This window comes from Mycolicibacterium holsaticum DSM 44478 = JCM 12374, assembly GCF_019645835.1.
Lineage (GTDB): Bacteria > Actinomycetota > Actinomycetes > Mycobacteriales > Mycobacteriaceae > Mycobacterium > Mycobacterium holsaticum.
Genome location: NZ_CP080998.1, coordinates 4,649,052 through 4,674,069, shown reverse-complemented (window position 1 = coordinate 4,674,069; position 25,018 = coordinate 4,649,052). Strand labels below are relative to the sequence as shown.

Sequence of the window (25,018 nt, the reverse complement as noted above, 5' to 3'; positions counted from 1 at the left end):
GCGGGCACCAGGGAACCCGTGGGCTTTTACCGCCGAACCTGGGAGCGCTGATGAGGAAACCGATCAACCGCGCTGTACGACTCGCGATCGGCGCGGCCGCCGTCGTGGCGACCGCCTCCTTGGCCGCGTGCGGCGGCGACGAGGCCGAAGACACCACCACCACGACACCGACCACCACCACGCCCACGCTCACCACCCCGCCGCCGCCGCCCCCACCGTCGCCGACCCCGGCGCCGACGACCCAGCAGGCGCCGATCACCACATCGCCCGTCGTCGCGCCCACCGGCCCGCCCGTCGGCCAGCCGCCGGCAGAGGAGCCCAACGAGGGCCCGACGTCGGAGACACGCACACCCGATGTCAGCGCATCACCGCCGGTCACCGCGCCCAACCCGAACGCCACCGAGGAAGAAGAGTCCGGAGGCTGAGCTTTCATTCAGCGGGAGTACCAAACCACCTGTGCGGCATACACTTTGGTAGTGTCGAGCGCTCGCGCCTCCGACGTTCACGTTACGTCCGAGCGCCAAGCGGGAAGACTGATCCTGCACAGTCGCCGCACGCCGTAAACGGAAAGGATTTCATGTGAGTTCCCCGAAGGGCAGCTCACGTCTGGGCACCCGGTTCGGGTCCTATGAGCTGCAGTCTGTGATCGGGGTCGGGGGCATGGGCGAGGTATATCGGGCCTACGACACCGCGCGGGACCGCATGGTGGCGATCAAGTTGCTGCGCTCGGACCTGGCGTCGGATCCGACGTTTCAGGAGCGGTTCCGCCGCGAATCCCGGGTCGCGGCCCGGCTGCAGGAGCCGCACGTCATCCCGGTGCACGACTTCGGCGAGATCGACGGGGTGCTCTACATCGACATGCGCCTGGTCGAGGGCGCCAGCCTCAAGGAGGTGCTGCGCGACGGCGCGCTTCCGCCGGCGCGGGCGGTGTCGATCATCACCCAGGTGGCGTCGGCGCTGGACGCCGCGCACGCCAGCGGCCTGGTCCACCGCGACATCAAACCGGAAAACGTCCTGCTCACGCCCGAGGATTTCGCCTACCTCGTCGACTTCGGCATCGCACACGGCAGCGGCGAGGCGACGGTGACGATGACCGGGCTGCTCATCGGGTCCAGCGCCTACATGGCACCCGAACGCTTCAACGGCGAGCGCGGCGGCCCGGCGTCGGACGTGTACTCGTTGTCGTGCCTGCTCTACGAGGCGCTCACCGGCCGGGCCCCGTTCGAGACCGCCGATCTGCGCCAGGTCATCAGCGCGCACTTGTTCAACCCACCGCCGCGGCCCAGCATCATGCGGCGGGGGATCAGCCGGGCGTTCGACGACGTCGTCGCGCGCGGCATGGCGAAGAAACCCGCGGAACGCTACGCCTCGGCAGGCGAGCTGGCCAAGGCCGCAGGCGCGGCGCTCGATCAGCCGCCCGGCGCGCCGCCGCCTGCCCCGGCCCCGCCGCCGTCGACGCGGCAGTTCCCCGCGGGCTTTCCGAACCCGGTCGCGACGGGTTATCCGCCGTACGCACCGCCCCCACCTGCGCGGTCTGCGGGTACGTCGCGGTTCAGCCGGGGCCAGCTGGCGCTGCTGGTCGCGACGATCGTGATGTTCACCGCTGCGGTGGTGCTGGCCGCGGTGCTGGTGTTCGACGGCGGGGACGCCAGCCAGCCGCAGACCAAGCTGGCGGTGCCGCCGACGGAGCCCACCTCCCCGGCGACCACCACAACGACGACAACGACAACGACGCCCACGACGACCACTCCGCGGCCGAGCGGGGCACCGATCGCCGGGGTCTCGGGAACCGATTCGCTGGGGTTCGTCGGGCACTCGGCGCGGTGCGACGCGGGCGACGCACCGGAGGCGGCGATCCGGACGTCGAACTCGCTGGCGGTGGTGTGTGAATCGGCGCCGGGCAACTACTACTACCGCGGCGAACGGCTGCGTGACGGCGCCAGCCTCGAGCTCAGCAACGCGGTGCCGTCCGGCGCCGGGTTCGTCGCGATCAACCCCGCCGACGGGGCCCGATACGAGGTGCGACCGGACATGCTGACCATCTCCAGCAGCCGCGGAGTGGACTCGGCAGAACCGGCGTTGGAGTTCGGCGCGGGGTAGGGCCGTGTATCGTGGGTGTAGACCGATTCCGGTCAGCAGTGCATCGCCAACCCGCGTTGGAAGACGATCAGCCTGCGATTTCGATTGCCCTTCGCCCGACAGTGCGTTGGCCGAAGCGCACCATACTTGAGGACTTGCTTTATGAAGTCATCCGAACTCTTTTCCCATATCGAAGATTCCGAGCCCACCTCGAACACGAGCGGGTCCGACGAACCGGTGACCAACCCCGTGTTCTCCGATCAGCCGAAGCGGAACTCGTCTGTAACGACGCCGTCCTCGTGAACGGCTTGACGGGTACCCGCCGACTGGCCCGGCCCGTCAGACTCGTGCTCGCGGGGACGTTGGGCGCCGACATCGACGGGGCCTGGTGGCCCCATACCGGTTCGACGGCCGGCGAATTGCCGCAATTGATCGGCGTTTTGCACCGACGTCTGGGGGAGATCGTCGACATCTGCGTCAATTGGTCTGCCACCGAGGGTGCGCTGGACCTGAACTCGATTCTGACCAGTGCGCGGCCCAGGGCCGCCGCCGAGCATCGGCGCCACCGGCTGATGATGGTCGTCGGGCGTACCGCTCAAGCCAAGCTGCTTGTCGTGCCGCATATGACGACGCCGGCGCTGGGCAACACGGTGATGCGATGCGCGTCGGGCAGGCCGCTCGTCGGGTCCGAGCGCGACGGCCAATGGTGCGATGCGGCCGAAAGCGTGCTTCGCGACGCAAAGGCAGAGAGCGCGTTGTGGACCAGTCGCCTGTCGAGCTCTGTTACGTAACACATTGGGGATCAAGGCATTTCAGGCGACAGTTTGTCGCCGATAGGTTGATGGCGGCGCTTGCTGCTATCCTGACCGCGGATGTCCTTTGACATCCGTTCAGAATGAGAGAAGTTGGAAAGTATGACACAGGGAACCGTGAAATGGTTCAACGAAGACAAGGGCTTCGGCTTCATCGCTCCTGATGGAGCCTCGAACGATGTGTTCGTCCACTACAGCGAAATTCGCGGGGACGGCTATCGGACACTGACGGAAAACCAACGCGTCCAGTTCGACATCGAACAGGGCAACAAGGGGCCGCAGGCGGTCGGGGTGACGGCCGTCTAGCGAGTACGTCGTCGTTGTGGGCTGGCGGGTTTCCCGCCAGCCCACAATGCATTTCGGGGTTCGGACCAGATCCCTCTGACGTAGACTCGGGACATCGGCGGTATGTCGCGCACGATGCTCTGAACCGTGTGCATCGCCGATTCGAAGGATTCGGCTGCTTCGGTGGCTGAGACAGGATCGTCTTATGACCGCACACGTTGGCGCTGCTTTATCCGGGCTACGCGCTTCCGGACCCGAGAACACCCTGCGGCTGAGGTTGAAGCCCGAGGCGCCCGCAACGGGTTACGTCGATGGCGGGTGGTGGCCGCACAGTGATGAGCTTGCCCGTGAACTGCCCGACCTGCTGGCTGCGCTGTCGGTGCGGTCGGGTCCCGTCGACCGGGTGGTGTACAACCTCGACGAGTGGCCGGACGTGCCTGCCCGCATTCGGTTCGCGGATCGGCCGGTTCGGCTGGACGGGTCCCGGCTGCAACCGCACAACACCATCGAGGTGTTGGGCCTGGCAGGCGACAGAATCGTGTTGGTCGTCGTGCCCGCACTTTCGGACCCCGACCACGCTCACCAGACGCTGATGACGGCGGCGACGCCCGACAACGCCTCGTCAGCTGACGCGCTGCTCGAAATCAGCTTGCAGGACCGTGAGATTCGTGACCGCACGACCGCTACCGAGCAACGCTGGATCTCGGGGGCAGAAGCGAGATAGCCGCGCTATCAACGCTTCTTGTGTTGGAAGAGCGTATCGGTGGACGACTCTGCGCGGTCGGCGGCCTTGGCGTGCTTGGCGGCGCGTTTCTCTTTCAGGCTCTTACCGGACTTTTTGCTCATGGTCTGTCGAGGAGACTTGTCAGACATCGCTGGCCCTTCATTATGGGGCCCGATTGGTCCCGGCTGTGTCTGACACTACGCCACCTGGGTGTAGCGTGAGCAGTGTTGGAAATCCAGCCAGCCTGGGGTGTGTCTGCAGATCGTCGCTGACCGCCGAGCAACCGCTCACACCTGTCACCGGGTGCCAACCGCATGTTGGGATCGTTTTGAGCATCTTGTCTAGCTACCGTCCACCGGGTCACGGGACTCCTCACCCGCCGAGGATCGGCATGCTGAGCTGTTATCCGCCGACGCTCTGCGGGCAGGCCCGGTTCGGCTCCGGGTTGGCCACCGGGTTGAGCACCCACGGCGCCGAGGTCTCGGTGGTGCGGATCGCCGATGGATCGGTATCGGAAAGTTCCCGGGTCGTCGCAGAACTGGTGAAGGGCTCAGCACCGTCGCGGGCGGCGTGTATCGACGTGTTGAACCACAACGACGTTGCCGTCATTCAGCACTCCACCGAGATCGATCGCGGGCCCGACGCAGAGGACGTCGTCGAGATCATCGGCGCGTTACAGGTGCCGTCGATCGTCATCGCACACAGCGTGCCCAAAAGCCCGACGCGCCAACAGCGGTCGGGCTTAGAGGCGATGGCCGGGGTGGCAGACCGGGTGGTTGTCATGTCGGCGGCGGCAAGCAAACGGCTGCGCGAGAACTACCAGGTGGCGCGCCACAAAATCGCGGTGATTCCGCACGGCGCAACCGTGCCCAAGGACGTGGCCCGCGCGCGGCGTGGTCGCCCCACCCTGGTGACCTGGGGCCTGCTGGCTCCGGGAAAGGGCATCGAGCGGGTCATCGACTCGATGCGATCGCTCAAAGACCTACCGGGACGGCCGCTGTACGTGGTGGCAGGCCGAAACCACCCGAACGCGGCGCCCGCCGACGCGCAGGCGTACCGGGAGGCCCTGATCGAGCAGGCGCAGCGCCTCGGCGTCGCGGATGTGGTCTGCTTTGAAGACGGGTACCGCAACGGTGCGATGTTGAGCGGGCTGGCGCAGTCCGCGGCCGTCGTGGTGCTGCCCTACGACTCGGCCGACCAGGTGACCTCGGGTGTGCTCGTCGATGCCATCGCCAACGGCAGGCCCGTGGTGGCGACGGCATTTCCGCATGCCTGTGAGTTGCTGGCGACCGGGGCAGGCATCGTCGTCGATCATGACGACCCCAATGCGCTGGTGTCGGCGCTGCGGCGGGTGCTGACCGAACCGCGGTTCTCGGGAGCGCTGGCGGCCGAAGCGCGCCGGCTGGCACCCGAACTGGGGTGGCCCGTAGTCGCCGACGCCTACTTGCAGCTGGCGCACCGGACCAAGGTCGAGCGGCGCGCGGCCGTATGACAGTCACCGTGACGCTGCCCGACGGCAGCGCCGACAAGTACATGCGCTTCGGCGACTGCTACGTCAAGCACAACGACGGCACCCTCGACATCGTCCGCACCGGCAACAAACAGCACCACAGCTACGCGTCGGGAGAATGGGCCGACGTCGACGGCGATCAGAAGAAGTTTAGGAAGCGCCGCTTTTGGGGATGACCATCGCGAGCACATTTTCCCGCGCCCGGACGGATCAGTAGGACATCGATTGGCAATCACCGACATTGCCGCGTACGCGCACCTGAGCAAGACGGATATCGAAGCCCTCGGCGACGAACTCGACGCGATCCGCGCCGATATCGAGGCGTCACTCGGCGTGCGCGACGCCCACTACATCCGACGCACCATCCTCTTTCAGAGGACGCTCGAGGTGCTCGCCCGGCTGATCATCGCCACCAGCAGGTCACGGACCGGCTGGCTGCTGGGCACCGCGGCGCTGGCCTTCGCCAAGAGCGTCGAGAACATGGAGATCGGCCACAACGTCACGCACGGCCAATGGGATTGGATGAACGATCCCGAAATCCACTCGAACACCTGGGAGTGGGACATGGTCGCGCTCTCCGCGCAGTGGCGGTATTCGCACAACTACCGTCACCACGTGTTCAGCAATGTCGTCGGGGTGGACGACGACCTCGGCTTCGGCGTGATCCGGATAACCCGTGATCAGCCCTGGCAGCCGCAGCATCTCATGCAGCCGCTTCGAAACCTGTTGCTGGCAGTCATCTTCGAGTGGGGTATCGCGCTCCACGGCGTGCATTCCGAGCGGGACCGGCTGGCACCGGACGGCGAAAAGGTGTGGGAAGCCAGGATGGCGCTCGTCGGTAAGATCGCCCGCCAGGCCGCGAAAGACTACGTCGTCACCCCGGCGTTGAGCCGGTCACGCTGGCGCAGGGCCCTGGCCGCCAACGTATCGGCCAACCTGTTGCGCAACCTGTGGGCCTACCTGGTGATCTTCTGCGGGCACTTTCCCGACGGCGCGGAGAAGTTCACGCCCGATGCGCTCAAAGATGAAACGCCCGCCCACTGGTATCTGCGGCAGATGTTGGGAGCGGCCAACTTCAAGGCCGGCCCGCTGCTGGCCTTCTCCAGCGGAAACCTGTGCTACCAGATCGAGCACCACCTGTTTCCCGATCTACCGAGCAACCGCCTGGCGGAGATCGCGGTGCGGGTGAAGGCGCTGTGCGCGAAATACGACCTGCCCTACACCAGTGGATCGCTTGCCCGCCAATACTTTCTGACGCTGCGGACCATCCACAAGCTCGCGCTGCCCGACCGGTTTCTGCGGGCCACACACCACGATGCGCCCGAGACCGCCTCCGAGCACAAGTTCAGTCGAGCGACTGCTGTGCGGACCGGCGGACTGAAGAGCGCGTTGCAAGGCCGGGTACGGCGTTAGGGCAGCACGGTTTTCATCAGCATCACGTTGTAGGCCGACCACAGCGAGAGGTTGTAGTACAACTCCTTTCCGGTCGACCACGGATGCAGGAACGGCGCATAGATGCCGCCCGGAAAGTCCCACGACCGCACGAGAAGGCGCTCGGGGCTCCACGGCCCCTGCGGGGCGGGCGCGGTTCTGGCGACGATGTCGTTGGCACCGTTGCCGTACAGCACCAAGTACTGGTTGAGGTACGTGTTGTACTGGGCCGACATCTCGCTCACCGGGCCCGGGATCACCGGCGTCGCGGCGGCCGGATCGCCCGGCACCCACGCGTCGGCGGCAGAACTCCAGTACTCATACTTGCGAAGGTCGGGTACGTAGGCGGGAAGTACGCGCGAGACGAACGCCGGACCGCTGCGTCCGGACGGTGTGCCGAACGAGTAGATGTACGGGTCGCCGGGGCCGGGCTTGAGGAACGCACCCTGCTGGAAGTTCTGGTTGCCCGGCCTGTATTTGACGTCGGGGATGCTGTCTTCGGCCGCTGGCCGCACGCTGTCGGGGTAGATGCCCCAGTGCTCGCCATTGTCGGGGGACACCGCGATCGCCGAGTAGTTCGTGGTCCAGCGGCCGTCGCCGTCCCAGCTCTTGATCGACATGAAGTTGAGGTACTGCTTGCCGCCGACCGCGATCCCTGCGGTCGGGATCATCCCCTTCTCCTCGGGCGCCCACTTGACGCCGGGAAGGATCGCCTTGGAGATGTTCGGCCGCAGCATCGGTGAGCCCGAATAGTTACTGGCCAGAATGCCGTTGGGCACAGCGACGGTGTTGGACAGGGTGCCGTCCTGGCTGCGGAACAGCACGTTGTAGCGCCACTGCTGGCCGTGCACGCTGCAATAGCCGTAGGTGTCCCCGAAGGCCATCAGCACCTGGCGGTTGGCGGGATCGCCGTTATCCCACATGATTCCGAGATCGGTGCCGGTGACCGCGAAACGCTCGATGGTTTTGTTCGGGCTGTCGGGGCCAGTCACCCACCCGACGAGCGACGTCCCCGGCGGTGACGGCGGCGGAGCCGGCGCGGGTGCGGGAGCCACCGGGTTGGCGTCGGGAACCGCCGGAACGGGTTGCACGGCGGCCTGCTGTTGCAGCGGCGCCGAGATCTGGCCCAGGCTCGGCAACGGTGCACCGTCGTCGGCGCCGTCTGGACGCTGACCGACCGGTCGGCGGTTGAGCCCCGGCAGCAGCGGGGTTTCCTCGGCGTTGTTGGCCGCGGGCGGTTGTGCCGCCGCGGCGGCGCCGGTGCACGGTTCGGCGGCGGCCGGCGCTGCGACACCGAGGGTGGCGATCAACCCGATCGCGGCCGCCGACGCCACCGTGAGCGTTGCGATACGTGGACGCGGCGACATGTCACACCTTTCCGGGGCGGACGTCGCATCGACGTCAACAGTGGGGCTGATGTGACGATAGTGATCAATGATCTTGTTGTGACCGCTGAGTTCTAATGGATACGCGTCCGTGACCGTGTCGCAACCGCTGGATCGCGGTGTCAGCGCACCACGATCGTGTACTCGCCGCGCGGCACCAACTCGCCGATGACCGGCGCGCCCGGTATCTCCCCGGCGATCAACAACCCGCCGGACGTTTGCGCGTCGGCGAGCAGCAGCGCCTCGGTGTCGTCGACCGCGCTCAGGTCGACGTGCGGCGAGACCCAGTCGAGGTTGCGTTTGGTTCCGCCACTGACGTAACCGGCGGCCAGCGCCTCGCGCGCACCGTCGAGGTAGGGCACCGCTTTCGCGTCGAGCACCGCCGTCACCCCGCTGGCGCGCGCGAGCTTGTACAGATGTCCGAGCAAGCCGAAACCCGTGACGTCGGTGGCGCATTCGAGACCCGCGGCCAGCGCGGCCTGTGCCGCAGGGGCGTTCAGCGTCGTCATCACCTCGATGGCCTCGGGGAAGCGCTCACCGGTGCTCTTGTGCCGACTGTTGAGCACCCCGATGCCGAGCGGCTTCGTCAACGACAGCGCAAGCCCGGCCTTACCGGAGTCGTTGCGCAGCAACCGGTTCGGATCGGCGATCCCGGTCACCGCCAGGCCGTACTTCGGCTCCGGGTCGTCCACGCTGTGCCCACCGGCCAGATGGCAACCGGCAAGTCCGCACACGTCGAGCCCGCCGCGCAGCGTCTCGGCGGCCAGCTCGAAGGGCAGCACGTCGCGCGGCCAGCCGAGCAGGTTGACCGCGACGACGGGTCGCCCGCCCATCGCGTACACATCCGACAGCGCGTTGGCGGCGGCGATGCGGCCCCAGTCGTAGGCGTCGTCGACGACCGGGGTGAAGAAATCCGTCGTCGCGATCAGCGCCAGCCCGCCTTCGATGCGCACGGCCGCCGCATCGTCGCCGTCCTCCAGGCCGACCAGCAGTTCACCCGCCGGGTCGCGCGGCGCGGCCGACGTCAGCCCGCGCACCACGTCCTCCAACTCACCGGGCGGGATCTTGCATGCGCAGCCGCCGCCGTGGGCGTACTGGGTCAGTCGATAGGTCATGGCTCCATGCTGCCCTGGCATGATCGGCCGTGGGCAGGGAGGCGTATCTGGTCTGGTGACCGGCACGGTCTTCAAAATCGTTGAGCGGCAGATTCTGTCGCTGGCGGGTTCGATTCCCGTCCGCCTCCGCCAAGAATCACCAGGTCAGACCCACACCAGCTGACCGTCGTCGCGCACCTGCGCACCCTCGGACGGCGGGTGGGCCAGCAGCCGGCCGTCGTGCATGAGGTGGTGGACCTCCACACCGACCTTCACCACGGAAACGTCGGCGACGATGCGCCGATGACAGCGCCACCACACCGCCTCGCTGCACATCATCGCCGTCCGCTGCCTCTGCGACTGCTCGAGAAGCTGCGCGAACGCCTCGCCGAACTCGGCGGTGCGGGTGTAGGCCGCGTAGGCGGCGAACTGCTTGACCCGCCACCAGGTGTCCTCGGGCTCGGCGTCGGCCGGCAGCCGTCGGCGTCCACCCAGCCGCGCTTCCCAGCGATAGTCCAGCCCGGCGTCGGCGGCCCACGCGCTGATCGCGCCGCGCTCGACGTCGGGGTTGTGCCTGCTGTTGGGGTAGCGCCGGATGTCGACGAGCGCCTCGACCTCGGCGTCTACCAGCAGCTTGGCCAGCGCAGCCTTGTCGAGCGCTCCGTGTCCCACCGAGATCAGCACTTCCTCTGTGTACCCGAGGAACGGCTTGTCATGATGGCCCCATGCCCCAGCGATTTCGGCGCGCTAACGCCCCCTCAGCGTCCGTAAGCGCGCCCAAATCGCAAGATCCGCGCCGACAGGTACCGCGCACCGACGCGCTGCTGGCCGACCCGCGCCTGGTCGAGGCCTCCCGGACGCTGGGGCGCACGCTGGTCAAGTCGGTCATCACCGACGCCCAGCAGCAGGCCCGGGCGGGCACGATCGCGCCCGAGCAGGTGGCCGACTACGCCGTCGCGGCCCTGCCGACCAGCGCTGCGAGCCTGCGACCGGTGATCAACGCGACCGGTGTCGTCGTGCACACCAACCTCGGGCGTGCGCCGCTGTCGCAGGCCGCCGTCGACGCGATGGTCACCGCCGCCGGCGCCACCGACGTGGAGTTCGACCTCGAGACGGGACGGCGTGCGCGACGTGGCCGGGGTGCGTTGGCGGCGTTGGCCGCGGCCGTCCCGACCGCGGGCGGTGTGCACATCGTCAACAACAATGCCGCCGCGCTGCTGCTCACCGCGATGACGTTGGCGCCGGGCAAGCAGATCGTGGTCAGCCGCGGCGAGCTGATCGAGATCGGCGACGGCTTCCGGCTGCCTGAGCTGATGGAGTCCACCGGCGCGCGGTTCCGCGAGGTCGGCACCACCAACCGCACCCATCTGCGTGACTACACCGACGCGATCGGGCCCGACACCGGCTTCGTGCTCAAGGTCCACCCGTCGAACTATATGGTGAGCGGATTCACCTCGGCGGTAAGCATTTCCGAGCTGACCGGCCTTGGCGTGCCGCTGGTCGTCGACATCGGATCGGGGCTGCTGACGCCGCATCCGCTGCTGCCCGACGAGCCCGACGCAACGTCGGTGTTGCGTGACGGAGCCGACCTCGTCACCGCCAGCGGGGACAAGCTGCTCGGCGGGCCGCAGGCCGGGGTGCTGTTCGGTACGGCCGAGTTGGTCGAGCGGCTGCGACGACATCCGGCGGCGCGGGCACTGCGGGTCGACAAGCTCACGTTGGCGGCGCTGGAGGCGACGCTGAACGGTCCGCCGCCGCCGGTGGCCGAGGCGCTCGCCGTCGACGTGGCCTCGCTGCGTGAACGAGCGGCGCATCTGGCCGCGCAGCTGCCCGACGCCCAAGCGGTGGACTGTGTCGCCGCGGTCGGCGGCGGAGGCGCGCCCGGAGTCGAATTACCCAGTGCCGCAGTCAGTCTGCCCTCATCGTGTGCGACGCTGCTCCGGCTGGGCAGCCCGGCGGTGGTGGGTCGGCTGGAGAACGGCCGTTGCCTGCTGGATCTGCGCACGGTGCGACCGGACGACGACGACGCGCTGGTGCATGCGGTGCGGGCATGTATGTCATAGCCACCGCGGGGCATGTCGACCACGGGAAGTCGACGTTGGTGCACCGCCTCACCGGCATGTGGCCGGACCGGCTGGCCGAGGAGAAGCGCCGCGGGTTGACGATCGAACTCGGCTACGCGTGGACGGAGATCTCGGGTCGGCAGTTCGCGTTCGTCGACGTCCCTGGCCACGAGCGGTTCGTGGCCAATATGCTCGCCGGCATTGTGGCGGTAGCCCCCGCAAATCCAGTGATGTTCGTCGTCGCGGCCACCGAGGGGTGGATGCCGCAGTCCGAGGAGCACTTCGCCGCGCTGCACGCGTTGGGCGTTCGACACACGCTCGTGGTGATCAGCAAGGCCGACCTGGCCGATCCGACACCTGTCATCGCCCAGGTGCGGCAACGATTTCCGGATGCACCCGTGGTGTTGGGCACGGATCTGGATGCGGTGCGGGCAGAACTGGTGGCGCTTGCCTCGCGGTTGCCGGCCCCCGACGTCGATGCCGACGTGCGGCTGTGGGTGGACCGCTCGTTCACGATCCGCGGGGCGGGCACCGTCGTCACCGGGACGCTGGCGGCGGGCACGTTGCGGGTCGGCGACGAACTCGAGCACGCCGGCCGGCGCTATACCGTGCGGGGGTTGGAGTCGCTCGAACGTGCCCAAATGTCCCTTTCGGCGGTGGCGCGCGCCGCGGTCAACCTGCGCGGCGTGGACCACCGCGACATCGGCCGCGGTGACACCCTGCGCACGCCGGGCGCATGGCGCGACACCGCCGAAGTGGACATCTCGGTGCGGCCGCTGGGTGAGCTGCACCGAAACCTGATGCTGCATATCGGGTCTGCGGCCGTACCGGTACAGGTGCGGCCGCTGGGTACGGCGGCGAGGCTGCGGTTGGCGGTGCCGCTGCCGTTGCGCGTCGGCGACGTCGGGCTGCTGCGCGACCCCGGCGAGCACCGGATCGCCGCGGGTATCGAGGTGCTCGACGTGCGTCCGCCGCCGCTGCGTCGGCGTGGTGCGGCGCGTCAGCGGGCCGAAGAGCTGGCGTCCGGACACGCGCGGCCGCCGGTGTGCGCGCGTGCGGATGACCTGCGCGCCATGGGGTTTCCGCTCGATGGTGAGCGGGTCGGCGAGTGGGTGGTGGATCCCGACTGGTGGGCACGGCGCCGGCAGCAGGCTTCCGCGGCGGTCGAACGGTGGTCGACCGAGCACGACGTCGCCGCAGGCATGCCGCTGGAGACCCTGCGGCGAGCACTCGAGCTGCCCGCTGTCGAGCTGGTGGGCGAGCTGCTCGACGGGTCCGGGCTCGTGGTGGCCGACGGCCTGGTGCGGCGCCCGGACGCGGTGCTGCCGGCGCGAGTGGACGAGGCGCTGCGCACGATCGAAAAGTGGTTGGCTGCAGAGCCGTTTCGGGCACCGGACGCCGATCAGCTCGACGAGCTGCGGCTCGGCCCGCGTGAACTGGCTGCCGCCATTCGCGCCAAGCGCCTGACCCGTATCGCCGACGGCGTCGTGCTCGGCGCTGATGCGTTCGACCGGGCCGCCGAGATATTGCAGACCCTGCCGCAGCCGTTCACCGTCGCCGAGGCCAAGCGCGCGCTGAACACCACCCGCCGCGTCGCGGTGCCGCTGCTGGAAGGCCTCGACAAGCAGCGCCGCACCCGTCGCGCCGATGACGGCACCCGCACGCTGATCTAGGCGGGAGCCCGGCCGCACCGGCGGGAGCCCGGCCGCACCGGCGGGCCGACAAGGTCCTCGGACCGCTGACGTGCTTCGTTTGCAGAAGTGCCTACTCGTGGTTTGATCGAAGGACCGCCGGGTAGGGAGAGGTCATGGAGATCAAGAGACTGTTCCAGTCGTGGCCGGTATATCGGCAGCTCACGGGACAGGATCCGACGGGTCGCGGCCGGGCCGCCCAGTCCAAGCGGTCGCTGACGCTGACCCCGCGGACCGTCGATGCCGACCACGTCGCGCACTCGGTCTGCCCGTTCTGTGCGGTCGGCTGCGCGCAGAATGTCTACGTCAAGGACGGCAAGGTCATCCAGATCGAAGGCAACCCGGACAGCCCGATCTCCCGAGGACGCCTGTGCCCCAAGGGATCTGCCAGCAAGCAGCTGGTCACCGGTCCGCAGCGACTGACCAAGGTGCGTTACCGCCCGCCGTATGCCACCGAATGGCAGGAGCTCGACCTCGACACCGCGATGGACATGGTCGCCGACCGGGTGCTCGACGCCCGCGAGAAGGGCTGGCAACAGTTCGACGCCGACCGCAACACGCTGCGCCGCACCATGGGCATCGCCAGCCTGGGCGGCGCCACCCTCGACAACGAAGAGAACTACCTGATCAAGAAGCTCTTCACCGCGTTGGGGGCGTTGCAGATCGAGAACCAGGCCCGTATTTGACACAGCGCCACGGTTCCCGGTCTGGGAGCCTCCTTCGGTCGCGGCGGAGCGACGGACTATCAGCAAGACCTCGCCAACTCTGACTTCATCGTCATCATGGGTTCGAACATGGCCGAAGCCCACCCGGTCGGGTTCCAGTGGGTGGTGGAGGCCAAGGCCCGCGGCGCGCGCGTCGTGCACATCGACCCGCGGTTCACCCGGACCAGCGCGTTGGCCGACCGCCACGTTGCGCTGCGCGCGGGCAGCGACATCGCGTTCCTCGGCGGGGTGATCAACTACATCGTGTCCAACGAGCTCGACTTCCGCGAGTACGTCACCGCCTACACCAACGCGTCCTTCCTGGTCGACGAACGCTACCGCGACGCCGAGGATCTCGACGGCCTGTTCAGCGGCTACGACCCCGACACCGCCTCCTACGAGCCCGAGACATGGCAGTACCAGAGCACCGACGCGGCAGAGGGCGGCGCGCAGCACACGGAGAAGGCGGCACCCGACCGGCACGGCTCCGGCGGCGCGCCGATCGAAGGCGCGCACCAGATTCCGTCCGATCCGACGCTGCAGGACCCGCGCTGCGTGTACCAGATCCTCAAGCGCCACTACGCCCGCTACACCCCCGAGATGGTGGAACGGGTCTGCGGGGTGCCCGCCGACGAGTTTCTCGAGGTCGCGCGGGCGTGGGCGGAAAACTCTGGCCGAGAACGCACTTCGGCACTGGTGTACAGCGTCGGCTGGACACAGCACTCGGTGGGGGCGCAGTACATCCGCGCGGGCGCGATCATCCAGCTGCTGCTGGGCAACATCGGCAGGCCGGGCGGCGGGGTGATGGCGTTGCGCGGACACGCCAGCATCCAGGGTTCCACCGACGTGCCGACGCTATTCAACCTGCTGCCCGGTTATCTCGCGATGCCCGAAGCCGGCCACGCCACGCTGTCCGACTACCTCGACGACATCATCGGCAACAACCAGAAAGGCTTCTGGCACAACGCCGATACTTACATGGTGTCACTGCTCAAGGAGTACTGGGGCGACGTGGCCACCGCCGACAACGACTACTGCTTCGACTACCTGCCCCGCATCAACGGCGACCACGGCACCTACCGCACCGTGATGGACATGGTCGACGGCAAGGTGTTCGGCTACTTCCTGCTCGGGCAGAACCCCGCGGTGGGCTCCGCGCACGGCCGACTGCAGCGCCTCGGCATGGCCAACCTGGACTGGCTGGTGGTGCGCGAACTCGTCGAGATCGAGAGCGCGACGTTCTGGAAGGACGGCCCGGAGATCGAGACGGGCGAGATCACCCCGCAGACGTGTCGCACCGAGGTGTTCTTGTTTCCCGCGGCATCGCACGTGGAGAAGTCGGGCACGTTTACCCAGACCCAGCGGATGCTGCAATGGCGTGAACAGGCCGTCCAGCCGCCCGGCGACGCGCGCTCGGAGCTGTGGTTCTTCTACCACCTGGGCCGCCGGCTGCGCGAAAAGCTCGCCGGATCAACCGATGAGCGCGATCGGCCGCTGCTGGATCTGGCGTGGGACTACGCGATGGACGGCGACGAACCCTCAGCCGAGGACGTGCTGCGGCGCATCAACGGCGTCGACCTGAGCACCGGACGCGCGGTCAACGGCTACACCGAACTAAAGGCCGACGGGAGCACCGCTTGCGGCTGCTGGATCTACAGCGGCGTGTACGCCGACGACGTCAACCAGGCGGCGCGCCGCAACCCGCACACCGAGCACGACCCACCCGGCGAGTGGGGCTGGACGTGGCCGATGAACCGACGCGTCCTCTACAACCGCGCCTCGGCCGATCCGCAGGGCCGGCCGTGGAGCGAGCGCAAGAAGCTCGTGTGGTGGGACCCGGACAAGGGGGCCGCCGGCGAGTGGACCGGCTATGACGTGCCGGACTTCGAGAAGACCAAACCGCCCGGGTACGAACCGGATCCGGATGCCGTGGGCGTGGCGGCATTGCGAGGCGACGACGCGTTCGTCATGCAGGCCGACGGCAAGGCGTGGCTGTTCGCCCCCGGCGGAGTGCTCGACGGTCCGCTGCCCACGCACTACGAGCCCCACGAATCACCGGTGCGCAACGCGCTGTACAAACAGCAGGGCAACCCGGCGCGCAAGGTGTACGGGCGCACCGACAACCCGTCGAACCCCTCACCGCCGGAACTCGACGGCGACGTGTTCCCGTACGTGTTCACCGCAGCACGGCTGACCGAGCACCACACCGCGGGCGGTATGAGCCGGCAGCTGCCCTATCTCAGCGAGCTGCAGCCGGCGTTGTTCGTCGAGGTGTCACCGCAACTCGCTGCGCTGCGCGGACTTTCACACATGGACTGGGCGCACGTCATCACGAGCCGCACCGCGGTGGACGCCCGCGTGCTCGTCACCGACCGGATGCGCCCGCTGCGCATCGAGGACCGGGTGGTGCACCAGATCTGGATGCCGTATCACTGGGGACATTCCGGGTTGATCGACGGGGACGTGGTCAACGATCTGCTCGGCGTGGTGGCCGACCCGAACGTGTTCATCCAGGAGAGCAAGGTGGCCACGTGCGACATCCAGCCGGGCCGGCGCCCACGCGGCCCCGAGTTGCTGTCCTACATAGCGGAATACCGGCGCCGGGCCGGCATCACGATCGAGACGGGTACCCACCTGGACACCACGGGGGCGGCCGACGAGCACACCGAGGAGACGCCATGACCGGCTACGACGAGCAGCCGCGGGTCGGGTTCTTCACCGACACCTCGGTGTGCATCGGCTGCAAGGCGTGCGAGGTCGCGTGCAAGGAATGGAACGGTGTGCCCGACGACGGGTTCAACCTGCTGGGCACGTCCTTCGACAACACCGGTGAACTGGGCGCGAACTCGTGGCGCCATGTGGCGTTCATCGAGCAGCCTGCGGTGGATCTGGGGATGCCGGGTTTTCAGCGCCCGGGCGACGGTTCCGGCGCGGAGGGCCGCACCGACTTCCGCTGGCTGATGAGCAGCGACGTCTGCAAGCACTGCACCCACGCCGGTTGTCTGGACGTGTGCCCGACGGGCGCGCTGTTCCGCACGGAGTTCGGTACCGTCGTTGTGCAGCAAGATATCTGCAATGGCTGCGGCTACTGCGTGTCGGGCTGCCCGTACGGGGTGATCGAGCGCCGCGAGGGCGACGGTCGCGCCTGGAAGTGCACGCTGTGCTACGACCGGCTGCGCGACGGCCTCGAACCGGCATGCGCGAAGGCCTGCCCCACGGACTCCATCCAGTTCGGGGTGCTCGATGAGCTGCGCGAACGGGCGGCGTTGCGGCTGAACGGCTTACACGAACGGGGCATGACCGAAGCCCGGCTGTACGGCGAGGATCCCGACGACCGCGTCGGCGGCAACGGAGCGTTCTTCCTGCTGCTCGACGAGCCGGAGGTGTACGGGCTGCCGCCGGACCCGGTGGTCCCGACGCGTGACGCCCCGGCGATGTGGCGCTTTGCGGGAATCGCGGCGTCGGCGATGGTGGGCATCGCGGTGTCGGCGTTCGCGGGGCGGCGGCGATGAAGGAACAGCTGACGGTGCCGCGCGCGGAGTTCCGCTCCTACTACGGCAAGCAGATCCTCAAGACCCCGGTGTGGAACTGGATGATCGCGGCCTACCTGTTCCTGGGCGGGCTCTCGGCCGGCTCGGCGATGCTCGCTGCGGGTGCGGATCTGACGGGTTTGGCTGGGCTGCGCAAGGTTTCGCGAATCGGGTCGCTGGTGAGCGTGCTGGCGAGCCTGTACTTCCTGATCGCCGACCTCGGCAGGCCCGAACGGTTCCATCACATGATGCGGGTGGCCAAGCCCAGCTCGCCGATGAGCATGGGCACCTGGATCCTCTCGGCGTACGGGCCGGGCGCGGGCGTGGCGGCGGTGGCCGAGCTGATGCCTGGGCGGCTGCGCCGCACCTGGCTCGGCCGGCTGATTGCGCGGCTGGCGCGGCCTGCGGGGTGGTGGGCGGCGACGACGGCGCCCGCGGTGGCGTCGTACACGTCAGTCCTGTTGTCGCAGACGGCGGTTCCTGCCTGGCGGGAGGCGCACCCGTATCTCCCGTTTGTATTCACGGGCTCGGCGGCGGCCAGCGGCGGCGGACTGGGCATGCTGCTCGCGCCGGAGGCCGAGACCGGCCCGGCCCGCCGGATGGCCGTCGCGGGGGCGGCGCTGGAACTCACGGCGTCGCGGGTGATGGGCCAGCGGATGGGTGTGTCCGCTGAGGCGTACGCGACGGGAAGGGCGCACCGGTTCCGTCGGCTGTCGGAGGCGTTGACGGTCGGCGGTGCGGTCGGCGCGGTGATCGGCAGGCACCGCGCGGTCACCGCAGTGTCGGGGGCGGCGCTGCTGGTGGGCAGCGCGCTTCAGCGGTTCGCTGTGTTCGAGGCGGGCGTGGCGTCCACGCGCGACCCGAAATACGTGGTGGTGCCCCAGCGGGAACGGCTCGAGGCGGGGCAGCGCGCCCGGGCATAACCCCGCGCGCTGACCCCGCGTCTAAACCCAGCGTCCGTGCATACCCCCGCGCCCTGACCCCAGCCTCCGGGCATAGCCCCGCGCCTCTCAGGGGACACATACCGAAGTGTCAACCTCTTAGCGAATGTTTCGCTGTAGTCGCTACGCCGCGTAGTAGGTGAGCGAATTTTTCGCTCCGAGGTTGGCACAAATAGCACTATCACCCGCGCAGCGCCGGTGGTCACCGCGCAGCGCCGGTGATTAGCGCGCTCACCCGCCGGGCTGACCCTCTTCCGGCTCCGTCGGGGTGGTCGTCACGGTGGTGGTGGCCGTCGTGGTGGGAGCGGTCGTAGTGGTGGCCGGGCTCTCGGTGGTCGTCGGGCTGGTGGTCTCAGCCGGTGCGGGTGAGGTCGGGGGCGTGGTGGTCCCGGCGGGCGGCGGCACCACCGGCGAGGTCTCGGTGATCGTGGTGGTTTCGGTGGTCTCCGGCGTCGCGGTGGCTGGGGCCAACACGCCGCAGGCGACGCGGCTGCCGGCATCGCCGGTGGCCAGCGTCTCAGAGTCTGGGCCGGGCACCCCGTTGACGGCGTAACGCGGCGGGATGTTGGCGAAGTTGTCCGGTAGCGCGTGAAGCATCAGCGCGGATCCCTGCGAGGTGCGCAGGTCCTCGACGGTGAACGCGTCGGTCGTCGCGACCAGCCGGGCCGACCCGTCCGAACGGACCTCCACGGGGGTCAGGTCGCCGGCGGCGGGATGGGCGGCCGCCTGTCCGCGCGTGTGCAGGTGACCGCCGGCGGACAGGAAGTCCCCGGGCTCCCCGCCGCCGGGAGCGACGGAGTTGGCCTCGCATTTGCCGATCTCGTGGATGTGGAAGCCGTGGAAACCGGGCGACAGGGTGCTTCCTTCGGTGGTCTCCAGCGTGATGGTGGCGTAGCCATCGGTGAACTCGATCTTCGCGTTGGCGACGGTCGTGCCGTCGGCCGTCTTCAGGTCGGTGGTGATGGTTTGGGCCTCTGACGTGGGGCTGGTGGTGGGGGACGTGGTCTGGTCGGCACCCTGCTCGGCGTTGCAGGCACTGAGCATGGCGACGGCGACGGGGGCGGCGAACGCGGCGGCAGCTACGGTTTTCGACTTGGACATGAGGGGCGCGTACCCGAAACAAGATCTTTCAACCGTGGAGTCGGCCGTCGATTGCACACTCGGCGCACAGGCTCAGTCGGCGAGCTGGTTGACGACACCGGCGAACACGCGGGGAAACGCCGCGGCGGCCGGCACCACCCGGGACCGCACCGGCCGGTACGCGCTCGCCCGCACCAGCGCCGACGTCATCAACCGGTAGCGGCGCGACATCTGCCGCCACTGACGGTCGTAGGCGCCGGGCCGGTCTGCGAGGACACAACCCACCAGCAACTCGGCTCCGCCGAACGCGATGCCGAGCCCTTCGCCGGTCAGCGCGTCGACGTAGCCTGCCGCGTCCCCGACCAACAGCACCCGACCGGCCGTCAGCGCGCCGACCCGCTGCCGCAACGGTCCGGCGGCCATGTTTGGCCCGTGTGGGTGGCCGGAGACCCGGGCCTGCAGAGCACCGAAAGATTCGATCTGCCTGTCGAACCCGCCGCGCTGCGACGTCAGGACCGCGATGCCGACGCAGTCGTCGGCGACAGGTGTCACGTACGCTTCGGCGCCGTCAGCCCAGTACACCTCCACGTAGTCGGTCCACGGCGCGATCCGCACGTGCCTGCGAATGCCCCATCGCCTCGGGCCGTGCGTCGGCCGGGCCAATCCCAGCGATCGACGGATCGGCGAATGCAACCCGTCGGCGGCCGCGAGGTAGCGGGCCCGCCAGGAACCGGTCCGCACAGACACCGAATCCTGTGTCACCGCACCGGCTTCCGCATAGAAGATCGGCACACCGGCCGCCTGAACCGCATCCCGCAGCGCGGTGTGCAGCGCGGTCCTGCGCACTCCGCGGCCGGGGCCGGAGCGGAACGACGCGTCGACGCATCGGTGCTCGTCCAGATAGCGGATCCCGCGCAGCGGCTTGCCCGGCGGGTCGATGCCGAGAAGTTCCAACTGACGCAGCGCGTGCGGCATCAACCCCTCGCCGCACGCCTTGTCGATCGGGCCGCGGCGCCGTTCGACGACGACGACGTCGAGCCCCGCGCGGGCGCCGTACAGGGCGGTGGCCAGCCCGGCCGGACCACCGCCTGCGACCAGCAAGTCGATCACCGCAACCCCACCAGCGCAGCGTTCTCGACTTTGATCCGCGTCCGCAGCATCGCCGCGTTCAGCACTGTGAAGACGACGGCGGTCAGCCAGGCGGTGTGCACCAGCGGCAACGCCACCCCCTCGGCGATCACCGCGACGTAATTAGGGTGCGGCACGACACGATACGGGCCGCGTTCCACCCGGGCAGCGCCGGGGATGACGATGACCCGGGTGTTCCATTGCCGGCCCAGCGTCATGATGCACCACCAGCGCAACCCCTGCGCCGCCAGCACGATCGCCAGCATCGGCCAGCCCAACCACGGCAGGAAGGGTCGGTTCATGGCCTCCACCAGGCATCCCGCCAGTAGGCCGGTGTGCAGCAGGACCATCGCCGGGTAGTGACGCGCGCCCCACTCGACACCGCCGTGCAACCGGCTCCAGGTCAGGTTGCGTTGGGCCACAACAAGTTCGGCAAGGCGCTCGAGCGCGACCGCGGCGACCAGCAGCACATACCAGGCCATGTCAGTGCCAGCGCACCAGGACCAGCTCCGAGCAGAAGCCCGGACCCATCGCCATCACGACCCCGGGGCTGCCGCTGGGCGGCTGTTTGGCGATGGTGTCGCGAAGCACGTGCAGTACTGACGACGAGGACAGGTTGCCGACCTCGCTGAGCGAGCGCCACGTCAGTTCCAGCGCGTCGTCGGGCAGGCCGAGGGTGTCGACGATCGACTCGATGATCTTCGGGCCGCCGGGATGGCTCACCCACGCGCCGATGTCGGCGATGGTCAGCCCATGCGCGCGTAGGAAGTCGGTGACGTCATCGCCGAGATAGCGCTCGATGATATCGGGCAGATCCGGCGCCAACACCAATTCCATTCCGTCCGAACTGATGTCCCAGCCCATCGTGCGCAGCGAGTCGGGATACAGATGGCTGCGCGAGTCGAGGATGTCAGGTCCGCGGGCACCGATCTGCTCGGCACGTCGCTCGCCGACGGCCACGACAGCGGCCGCACCGTCGCCGAATAACGCGCTTCCGACAATGGTGGCCATCGTCGGGTTGACCTTCTGGCCCAGCGAGCACAGCTCCACCGACACCAGCACCGCGACGTCGTCGGGCGCGCCACGCAGATAGTCGTTGAGCCGGGCCAGCCCCGCCGCCCCGGCCACACAGCCCAGCCCGAATACCGGCACCCGTCGCACGTCGGGGCGAAGGCCCAGCCTCGTCGCGATGCGGGCGTCCAGCGACGGCACCGCGATCCCGGTGACCGTCGTCGTCATGATCAGATCGACGTCGTGCGGCTGCAGCCCGGCTTCGTTCAGTGCGTCGGACAGCGCGGTGGCCCCGAGTTCGACGGCGTGCTCGATGAAAGTGTCGTTGGCGGCGCCGAAGTCGATCAGCATCGGGTAGTCCTCCAGCGGCACCGCGAGGTGGCGGCTGCGGACGTGGGCGCTGGCGTGCAGGGCCCGGATCTCAGCTTCGTAGCGCTCCCAACCGGGATAGGCCAGAAGCGATTCGGTGATCTCGGCTTGGGTGTAGTGGTGCCGCGGTAAGACGCCGCGGACGCTCGCGATGACGCTCATGTACTAGATACGACTTCGGGGTCCGGTCGGTTCAGCGTGCCGTCACCGTCGTCGAGACCGAAACGGTTGTGCAGCCGCGACATCCATTTGGGCGCCCACCAGTTCCAGCGACCCAGCAGGTGCATGAACGCGGGTACCAACACCATTCGCACCAGCGTGGCGTCGGCGAGCACGGCCAACGTCAGCCCCAGACCCAACAGCCGCAGCACCGACACGTTGGCCGCGATCAGCGCCGCGAACGAAATCGACATGATCAGCGCGGCCGCGGTGATGACGCGGGCGGTGCGGGCCACCCCGAGCGCGACGCTCTCGTCGTTGTCGGCGCTGGTGCGGACCCAGGCTGATGTCGCCGGCTCCGCGGCCCCGGAGGCCAGCCAGAACTCGCGGATCCGGGAGACCAGGAAGACCTCGTAGTCCATCGACAGGCCGAACGCGACGCAGAACAGCAGCACCGCGATGTTGGCGGTCAGCGTCCCGGTGGGCGTCGTCCCCAGCGCGTCGAGGTGCCCGTCCTGGAAGATCCACACCATCGCGCCGAACGCGGCGGTCAGCGACAACACGTTGAACGCCAGCGCTTTCAGCGGGACGACGGCGCTGCCGGTCAGCAGAAAGAGCAACCCCAGCATGATCACCGCGATCACCCCGAGCACCAGCGGCAGGCGCGTGGTGATGGCGGCGACGCTGTCCCGGTTGATCTGCGCGGTCCCGGTGATGAGCACAGGCTTGCCTGCGGGGCCCTTCACCGCGTGCACCCCGTCGAGTTGGGCTTCGGACCGTTCGGTGAACAGCGGAGCCGTGCTCTCGACGGTGAAAAATGCGCTGCCTTCCGCCACGGTCGGGGGCGATACCGCGGCGACGTCGGGCACCCGGGCCAGATCGGCGGCGTAGCGGCGCATCTCGCCGGCGTCGACGTCGGCGGCGTCGGGCATCACGACGGTGACCGCGGACTCGAAGTTGGTGGCGAAGTCGTTGCGCAGCTGATCGCCGGCTTGATGTGACGACGCCGACGGTGGCAGGACGCGGTCGTCGGGGAAGCCCCACCGCACCCCGAAGAACGGCACACCGAGCAGCAAAAGTAGCGCCAGGATGGTCAACCCGATCGGAATGGCGTGGGACATGACGAATTTGGGTGCGCGGTACCAGAATTGGTGTTCGACGGGGCGGGGCACCTTTCGGTGCGCGTTCAACCGGTCGCCGAGCAGCACGATCGCCGCGGGCGTCACGACCAGCGCGGCAAGCATCGTCAACCCCACGGTCGCGACACCGGCGTACGCGAACGACCTGAGAAAGGGCATCGGGAACAGCACCATCGCGGCCACCGACAGCGCGACCGTCGTCGCGGAGAACACCACCGTCCGGCCCGCGGTGACCATGGTGCGGATCAGCGCGTCGTCGCGGCCGGCGCCCTCGGTCAGCTCGTCGCGGAACCGGCTGACCATCAGCAGCGTGTAGTCGATGGCCAGCGCCAGGCCCATGGCGGCGGTGAGGTTGAGCGCGAAGATCGACACGTCGGTGGCGAACGTGATGAGGTGCAGCACGGCGAGCGCACCGAGGATGGCCGTCACGCCGACCGCGATCGGCACCGCGGCGACCAGCAGCCCGCCGAACACCCACACCAACACCAGGAAGCTCAACGGGATCGCGATCATCTCCATCAGCAGCACGTCGCGCTGGGACTGCTCGGTGATCTGCACGTTGACCATCGCGACGCCGCCGGCCCGGATCGTGACGCCGTCGCGGTCGTGGGCGACCTGTTCAGCCAGCATCTTGGCGTATTGCTGCGCGTCGTTTTCCCCGCCGCGGATGCCCGCGATGATCAGCCCGGATCTGCCGTCTTTGCTGATGAACTGGGCGTCGGTCGGCGGGGGCGCGGTCCACGCGGAGGTCACGGTGGCGACGTGCGCAGAGCGGTGCAGCTGGTCGACGATGTCGATGCCCGCATGACGGGCAGACGCGCTGGTGGCGCCGTCGGGCGCGGTGACGACGATGAGCAGCTGCACGTCGCCGTGGTCGAATTTCTCGGTGAGCAACTGCGTCGCTCTGGTCGACTCCGAGGTGGGGTCTTGGAAGCCACACGCGCACAACCGGTTTGCCACGGGGATGCCGAACAGGGCGGCGAGCACCGTGATGAGCGCTGCCACGGCGATGACGCGGCGCGGCGCGACGATGGCCAGCCGTGCAATCCCGTGCAGCACGCGGCGTCCTTTCGGTAAGTCTGTCTATCCGATATTTACGTGTGCAAAGGGCGATTGGTTCACCGATTCTGCTGGCAAGCTGCTGTGATGACCGATTTGTCATCGCTGGTGGCGGTGTTTTCGATGACGGTGTGGTCGCTGTGCGCATCGGGGGCGCACGTCGAGATCAGGGCAGTTCGAAGTGCTGATAATCCTTGGGCGTCCGCCAGTGCCCACCCCAGGTCCACCCGCGATCGGTGAAGGCGAGCACGGCCGGGTCGCCGTCGTGCAGCAGGCCGGGGTCGATGCGGCGGCGATCCAGGTACACCTCGGCGTTGCCGGGCTGGAAGTCACCCGCGGCGTCGATGTACGGGTTGATCAGCGGGTTGAGGTCGATGGCACGGCCGTAGGCGTGCCAGGACCATTGGCCGCTGCCCGGGATGTCCCGGCAGTTGAACGCCGAAGTGTTGTTGTCCCGCATGGACAATTCGTCATCGGCGTTGGGATAGTGCTCGACCGTGGTCATCTTCTCGATGGGATAGCCCAGCCGGTACAGCTGCCCGAAGATCGCGATGACCTCGCCGACCAGGTCCTCGTGCACGATCAACTCGCCGCGGTGAGGCAGGTTGTCGAAGCCGACGTAGTCGATTTCGACCCGTCGCAGGCGCTGCGGTTCCAGCGGGCAACCCGGGCGCCAGCTCGCCCCCAGTTCGGCGGCCGTCACCGGGTGGACGGCCGGCGGCAGCGGGACGGTGGGCGACGGCGGTGGGCTTGGGGAAGCCGCCGGGACGGTGGTCGACGGCGGTGGGCTTGAGGGGGCCGGGGCGGTGGTCGACGGCGGTGGG

At 68.4% G+C, this 25,018-nt stretch carries 23 protein-coding genes and 1 tRNA gene; 14 read left to right on the top strand and 10 right to left on the bottom strand.

What is annotated here, in order from left to right; translation table 11 throughout:
- Nucleotides 1-50 precede the first annotated feature (50 nt).
- The 5 genes from K3U96_RS22450 to K3U96_RS22430 all read left to right on the top strand — a co-directional run bounded on the left by K3U96_RS22450 (nt 51) and on the right by K3U96_RS22430 (nt 3,900).
- Nucleotides 51-425, top strand: coding sequence for a hypothetical protein (locus K3U96_RS22450; protein ID WP_220691144.1), 375 nt, complete (start codon nt 51-53; stop codon nt 423-425).
- 154 nt (nt 426-579) lie between these two features.
- The gene (locus K3U96_RS22445) at nt 580-2,100 is read left to right on the top strand and encodes a serine/threonine-protein kinase (protein WP_220691143.1); all 1,521 of its coding nucleotides are present in this window, start codon (nt 580-582) and stop codon (nt 2,098-2,100) included.
- Between the two features lie 278 nt (nt 2,101-2,378).
- The gene (locus tag K3U96_RS22440) at nt 2,379-2,870 is read left to right on the top strand and encodes a DUF5994 family protein (RefSeq protein ID WP_220693649.1); all 492 of its coding nucleotides are present in this window, start codon (nt 2,379-2,381) and stop codon (nt 2,868-2,870) included.
- 123 nt (nt 2,871-2,993) lie between these two features.
- On the top strand, nt 2,994-3,197 hold the full coding sequence (locus K3U96_RS22435) for a cold-shock protein (protein WP_069404468.1): 204 nt from the start codon (nt 2,994-2,996) through the stop codon (nt 3,195-3,197).
- A gap of 184 nt (nt 3,198-3,381) precedes the next feature.
- Nucleotides 3,382-3,900, top strand: a complete 519-nt coding sequence (locus K3U96_RS22430; RefSeq protein WP_069404469.1) for a DUF5994 family protein — start codon at nt 3,382-3,384, stop codon at nt 3,898-3,900.
- Nucleotides 3,901-3,908: 8 nt separating this feature from the next.
- On the opposite strand, the gene K3U96_RS22425 is transcribed toward K3U96_RS22430, so the two are convergent.
- Nucleotides 3,909-4,049, bottom strand: coding sequence for a hypothetical protein (locus K3U96_RS22425; protein WP_165614103.1), 141 nt, complete (start codon nt 4,047-4,049; stop codon nt 3,909-3,911).
- Nucleotides 4,050-4,291: 242 nt separating this feature from the next.
- Between K3U96_RS22425 and K3U96_RS22420 the strand changes: the two genes are divergently transcribed.
- Genes K3U96_RS22420 through K3U96_RS22410 form a run of 3 tightly spaced genes read left to right on the top strand, consistent with a single transcriptional unit; the run spans nt 4,292 to nt 6,823 of the window.
- On the top strand, nt 4,292-5,392 hold the full coding sequence (locus K3U96_RS22420) for a glycosyltransferase (protein ID WP_220691142.1): 1,101 nt from the start codon (nt 4,292-4,294) through the stop codon (nt 5,390-5,392).
- Complete coding sequence (locus K3U96_RS22415) at nt 5,389-5,586, top strand: hypothetical protein (protein WP_220691141.1); 198 nt, start codon at nt 5,389-5,391, stop codon at nt 5,584-5,586. The genes K3U96_RS22420 and K3U96_RS22415 overlap by 4 nt, the downstream gene beginning before the upstream one ends.
- 49 nt (nt 5,587-5,635) lie before the next feature.
- Nucleotides 5,636-6,823 (top strand): fatty acid desaturase family protein, encoded by a 1,188-nt coding sequence (locus tag K3U96_RS22410; RefSeq protein ID WP_220691140.1) that lies wholly within the window; start codon nt 5,636-5,638, stop codon nt 6,821-6,823.
- Here K3U96_RS22410 and K3U96_RS22405 read toward each other — a convergent pair.
- Nucleotides 6,820-8,208, bottom strand: a complete 1,389-nt coding sequence (locus K3U96_RS22405; protein ID WP_220691139.1) for a glycoside hydrolase family 183 protein — start codon at nt 8,206-8,208, stop codon at nt 6,820-6,822. The genes K3U96_RS22410 and K3U96_RS22405 overlap by 4 nt on opposite strands.
- Nucleotides 8,209-8,348: 140 nt before the next feature.
- Nucleotides 8,349-9,341, bottom strand: a complete 993-nt coding sequence (selD, locus tag K3U96_RS22400; protein WP_220691138.1) for a selenide, water dikinase SelD — start codon at nt 9,339-9,341, stop codon at nt 8,349-8,351.
- A 37-nt stretch (nt 9,342-9,378) separates the two neighbouring features.
- Between selD and K3U96_RS22395 the strand changes: the two genes are divergently transcribed.
- Nucleotides 9,379-9,473, top strand: a tRNA-Sec gene (locus K3U96_RS22395).
- A gap of 12 nt (nt 9,474-9,485) precedes the next feature.
- On the opposite strand, the gene K3U96_RS22390 is transcribed toward K3U96_RS22395, so the two are convergent.
- Nucleotides 9,486-10,004, bottom strand: coding sequence for a DUF488 domain-containing protein (locus K3U96_RS22390; protein ID WP_220691137.1), 519 nt, complete (start codon nt 10,002-10,004; stop codon nt 9,486-9,488).
- A gap of 41 nt (nt 10,005-10,045) precedes the next feature.
- On the opposite strand from K3U96_RS22390, the gene selA reads away from it, so the two are divergent.
- The 5 genes from selA to nrfD all read left to right on the top strand — a co-directional run bounded on the left by selA (nt 10,046) and on the right by nrfD (nt 18,231).
- Complete coding sequence (gene selA, locus K3U96_RS22385) at nt 10,046-11,383, top strand: L-seryl-tRNA(Sec) selenium transferase (RefSeq protein WP_220691136.1); 1,338 nt, start codon at nt 10,046-10,048, stop codon at nt 11,381-11,383.
- Nucleotides 11,371-13,056 carry a selenocysteine-specific translation elongation factor gene (locus K3U96_RS22380; protein WP_220691135.1) on the top strand — a complete coding sequence of 562 codons (1,686 nt, stop codon included), beginning with the start codon at nt 11,371-11,373 and terminating at the stop codon, nt 13,054-13,056. The genes selA and K3U96_RS22380 overlap by 13 nt, the downstream gene beginning before the upstream one ends.
- Nucleotides 13,057-13,190: 134 nt before the next feature.
- A complete protein-coding gene (fdh, locus tag K3U96_RS22375) occupies nt 13,191-16,460 on the top strand; it encodes a formate dehydrogenase (protein ID WP_220691134.1) in 3,270 nt (1,089 codons plus the stop codon).
- Complete coding sequence (locus K3U96_RS22370) at nt 16,457-17,290, top strand: 4Fe-4S dicluster domain-containing protein (RefSeq protein WP_220691133.1); 834 nt, start codon at nt 16,457-16,459, stop codon at nt 17,288-17,290. The genes fdh and K3U96_RS22370 overlap by 4 nt, the downstream gene beginning before the upstream one ends.
- A complete protein-coding gene (gene nrfD, locus K3U96_RS22365) occupies nt 17,287-18,231 on the top strand; it encodes an NrfD/PsrC family molybdoenzyme membrane anchor subunit (protein WP_220691132.1) in 945 nt (314 codons plus the stop codon). The genes K3U96_RS22370 and nrfD overlap by 4 nt, the downstream gene beginning before the upstream one ends.
- 249 nt (nt 18,232-18,480) lie before the next feature.
- Here the strand turns inward: nrfD and sodC are convergent, their stop codons facing one another.
- The 6 genes from sodC to K3U96_RS22335 form a co-directional block, all read right to left on the bottom strand.
- Nucleotides 18,481-19,350, bottom strand: coding sequence for a superoxide dismutase[Cu-Zn] (gene sodC, locus K3U96_RS22360; protein WP_220691131.1), 870 nt, complete (start codon nt 19,348-19,350; stop codon nt 18,481-18,483).
- Between the two features lie 72 nt (nt 19,351-19,422).
- Nucleotides 19,423-20,439 carry an NAD(P)/FAD-dependent oxidoreductase gene (locus tag K3U96_RS22355; RefSeq protein WP_220691130.1) on the bottom strand — a complete coding sequence of 339 codons (1,017 nt, stop codon included), beginning with the start codon at nt 20,437-20,439 and terminating at the stop codon, nt 19,423-19,425.
- Nucleotides 20,436-20,939 carry an isoprenylcysteine carboxyl methyltransferase family protein gene (locus K3U96_RS22350; protein ID WP_069404482.1) on the bottom strand — a complete coding sequence of 168 codons (504 nt, stop codon included), beginning with the start codon at nt 20,937-20,939 and terminating at the stop codon, nt 20,436-20,438. The genes K3U96_RS22355 and K3U96_RS22350 overlap by 4 nt, the downstream gene beginning before the upstream one ends.
- A gap of 1 nt (nt 20,940) precedes the next feature.
- Nucleotides 20,941-21,999, bottom strand: coding sequence for a type III polyketide synthase (locus K3U96_RS22345; protein ID WP_220691129.1), 1,059 nt, complete (start codon nt 21,997-21,999; stop codon nt 20,941-20,943).
- Nucleotides 21,996-24,194: an MMPL family transporter gene (locus K3U96_RS22340; RefSeq protein ID WP_220691128.1), complete on the bottom strand. Its 2,199-nt coding sequence runs from the start codon at nt 24,192-24,194 to the stop codon at nt 21,996-21,998. Before K3U96_RS22340 ends, K3U96_RS22345 begins: the two co-directional genes overlap by 4 nt.
- Nucleotides 24,195-24,360: 166 nt before the next feature.
- A complete protein-coding gene (locus tag K3U96_RS22335; RefSeq protein WP_372515049.1) occupies nt 24,361-24,897 on the bottom strand; it encodes a M15 family metallopeptidase in 537 nt (178 codons plus the stop codon).
- Nucleotides 24,898-25,018 lie beyond the last annotated feature (121 nt).

Coding starts and splice junctions, on each gene's coding strand:
- K3U96_RS22450 (WP_220691144.1), top strand. CDS start 51: ATGAGGAAACCGATCAACCGCGCTGTACGACTCGCGATCGGCGCGGCC.
- K3U96_RS22435 (WP_069404468.1), top strand. CDS start 2,994: ATGACACAGGGAACCGTGAAATGGTTCAACGAAGACAAGGGCTTCGGC.
- K3U96_RS22430 (WP_069404469.1), top strand. CDS start 3,382: ATGACCGCACACGTTGGCGCTGCTTTATCCGGGCTACGCGCTTCCGGA.
- K3U96_RS22425 (WP_165614103.1), bottom strand. CDS start 4,049: ATGTCTGACAAGTCTCCTCGACAGACCATGAGCAAAAAGTCCGGTAAG.
- K3U96_RS22420 (WP_220691142.1), top strand. CDS start 4,292: ATGCTGAGCTGTTATCCGCCGACGCTCTGCGGGCAGGCCCGGTTCGGC.
- K3U96_RS22415 (WP_220691141.1), top strand. CDS start 5,389: ATGACAGTCACCGTGACGCTGCCCGACGGCAGCGCCGACAAGTACATG.
- K3U96_RS22405 (WP_220691139.1), bottom strand. CDS start 8,208: ATGTCGCCGCGTCCACGTATCGCAACGCTCACGGTGGCGTCGGCGGCC.
- selD (WP_220691138.1), bottom strand. CDS start 9,341: ATGACCTATCGACTGACCCAGTACGCCCACGGCGGCGGCTGCGCATGC.
- selA (WP_220691136.1), top strand. CDS start 10,046: ATGCCCCAGCGATTTCGGCGCGCTAACGCCCCCTCAGCGTCCGTAAGC.
- K3U96_RS22380 (WP_220691135.1), top strand. CDS start 11,371: ATGTATGTCATAGCCACCGCGGGGCATGTCGACCACGGGAAGTCGACG.
- K3U96_RS22370 (WP_220691133.1), top strand. CDS start 16,457: ATGACCGGCTACGACGAGCAGCCGCGGGTCGGGTTCTTCACCGACACC.
- nrfD (WP_220691132.1), top strand. CDS start 17,287: ATGAAGGAACAGCTGACGGTGCCGCGCGCGGAGTTCCGCTCCTACTAC.
- sodC (WP_220691131.1), bottom strand. CDS start 19,350: ATGTCCAAGTCGAAAACCGTAGCTGCCGCCGCGTTCGCCGCCCCCGTC.
- K3U96_RS22350 (WP_069404482.1), bottom strand. CDS start 20,939: ATGGCCTGGTATGTGCTGCTGGTCGCCGCGGTCGCGCTCGAGCGCCTT.
- K3U96_RS22345 (WP_220691129.1), bottom strand. CDS start 21,999: ATGAGCGTCATCGCGAGCGTCCGCGGCGTCTTACCGCGGCACCACTAC.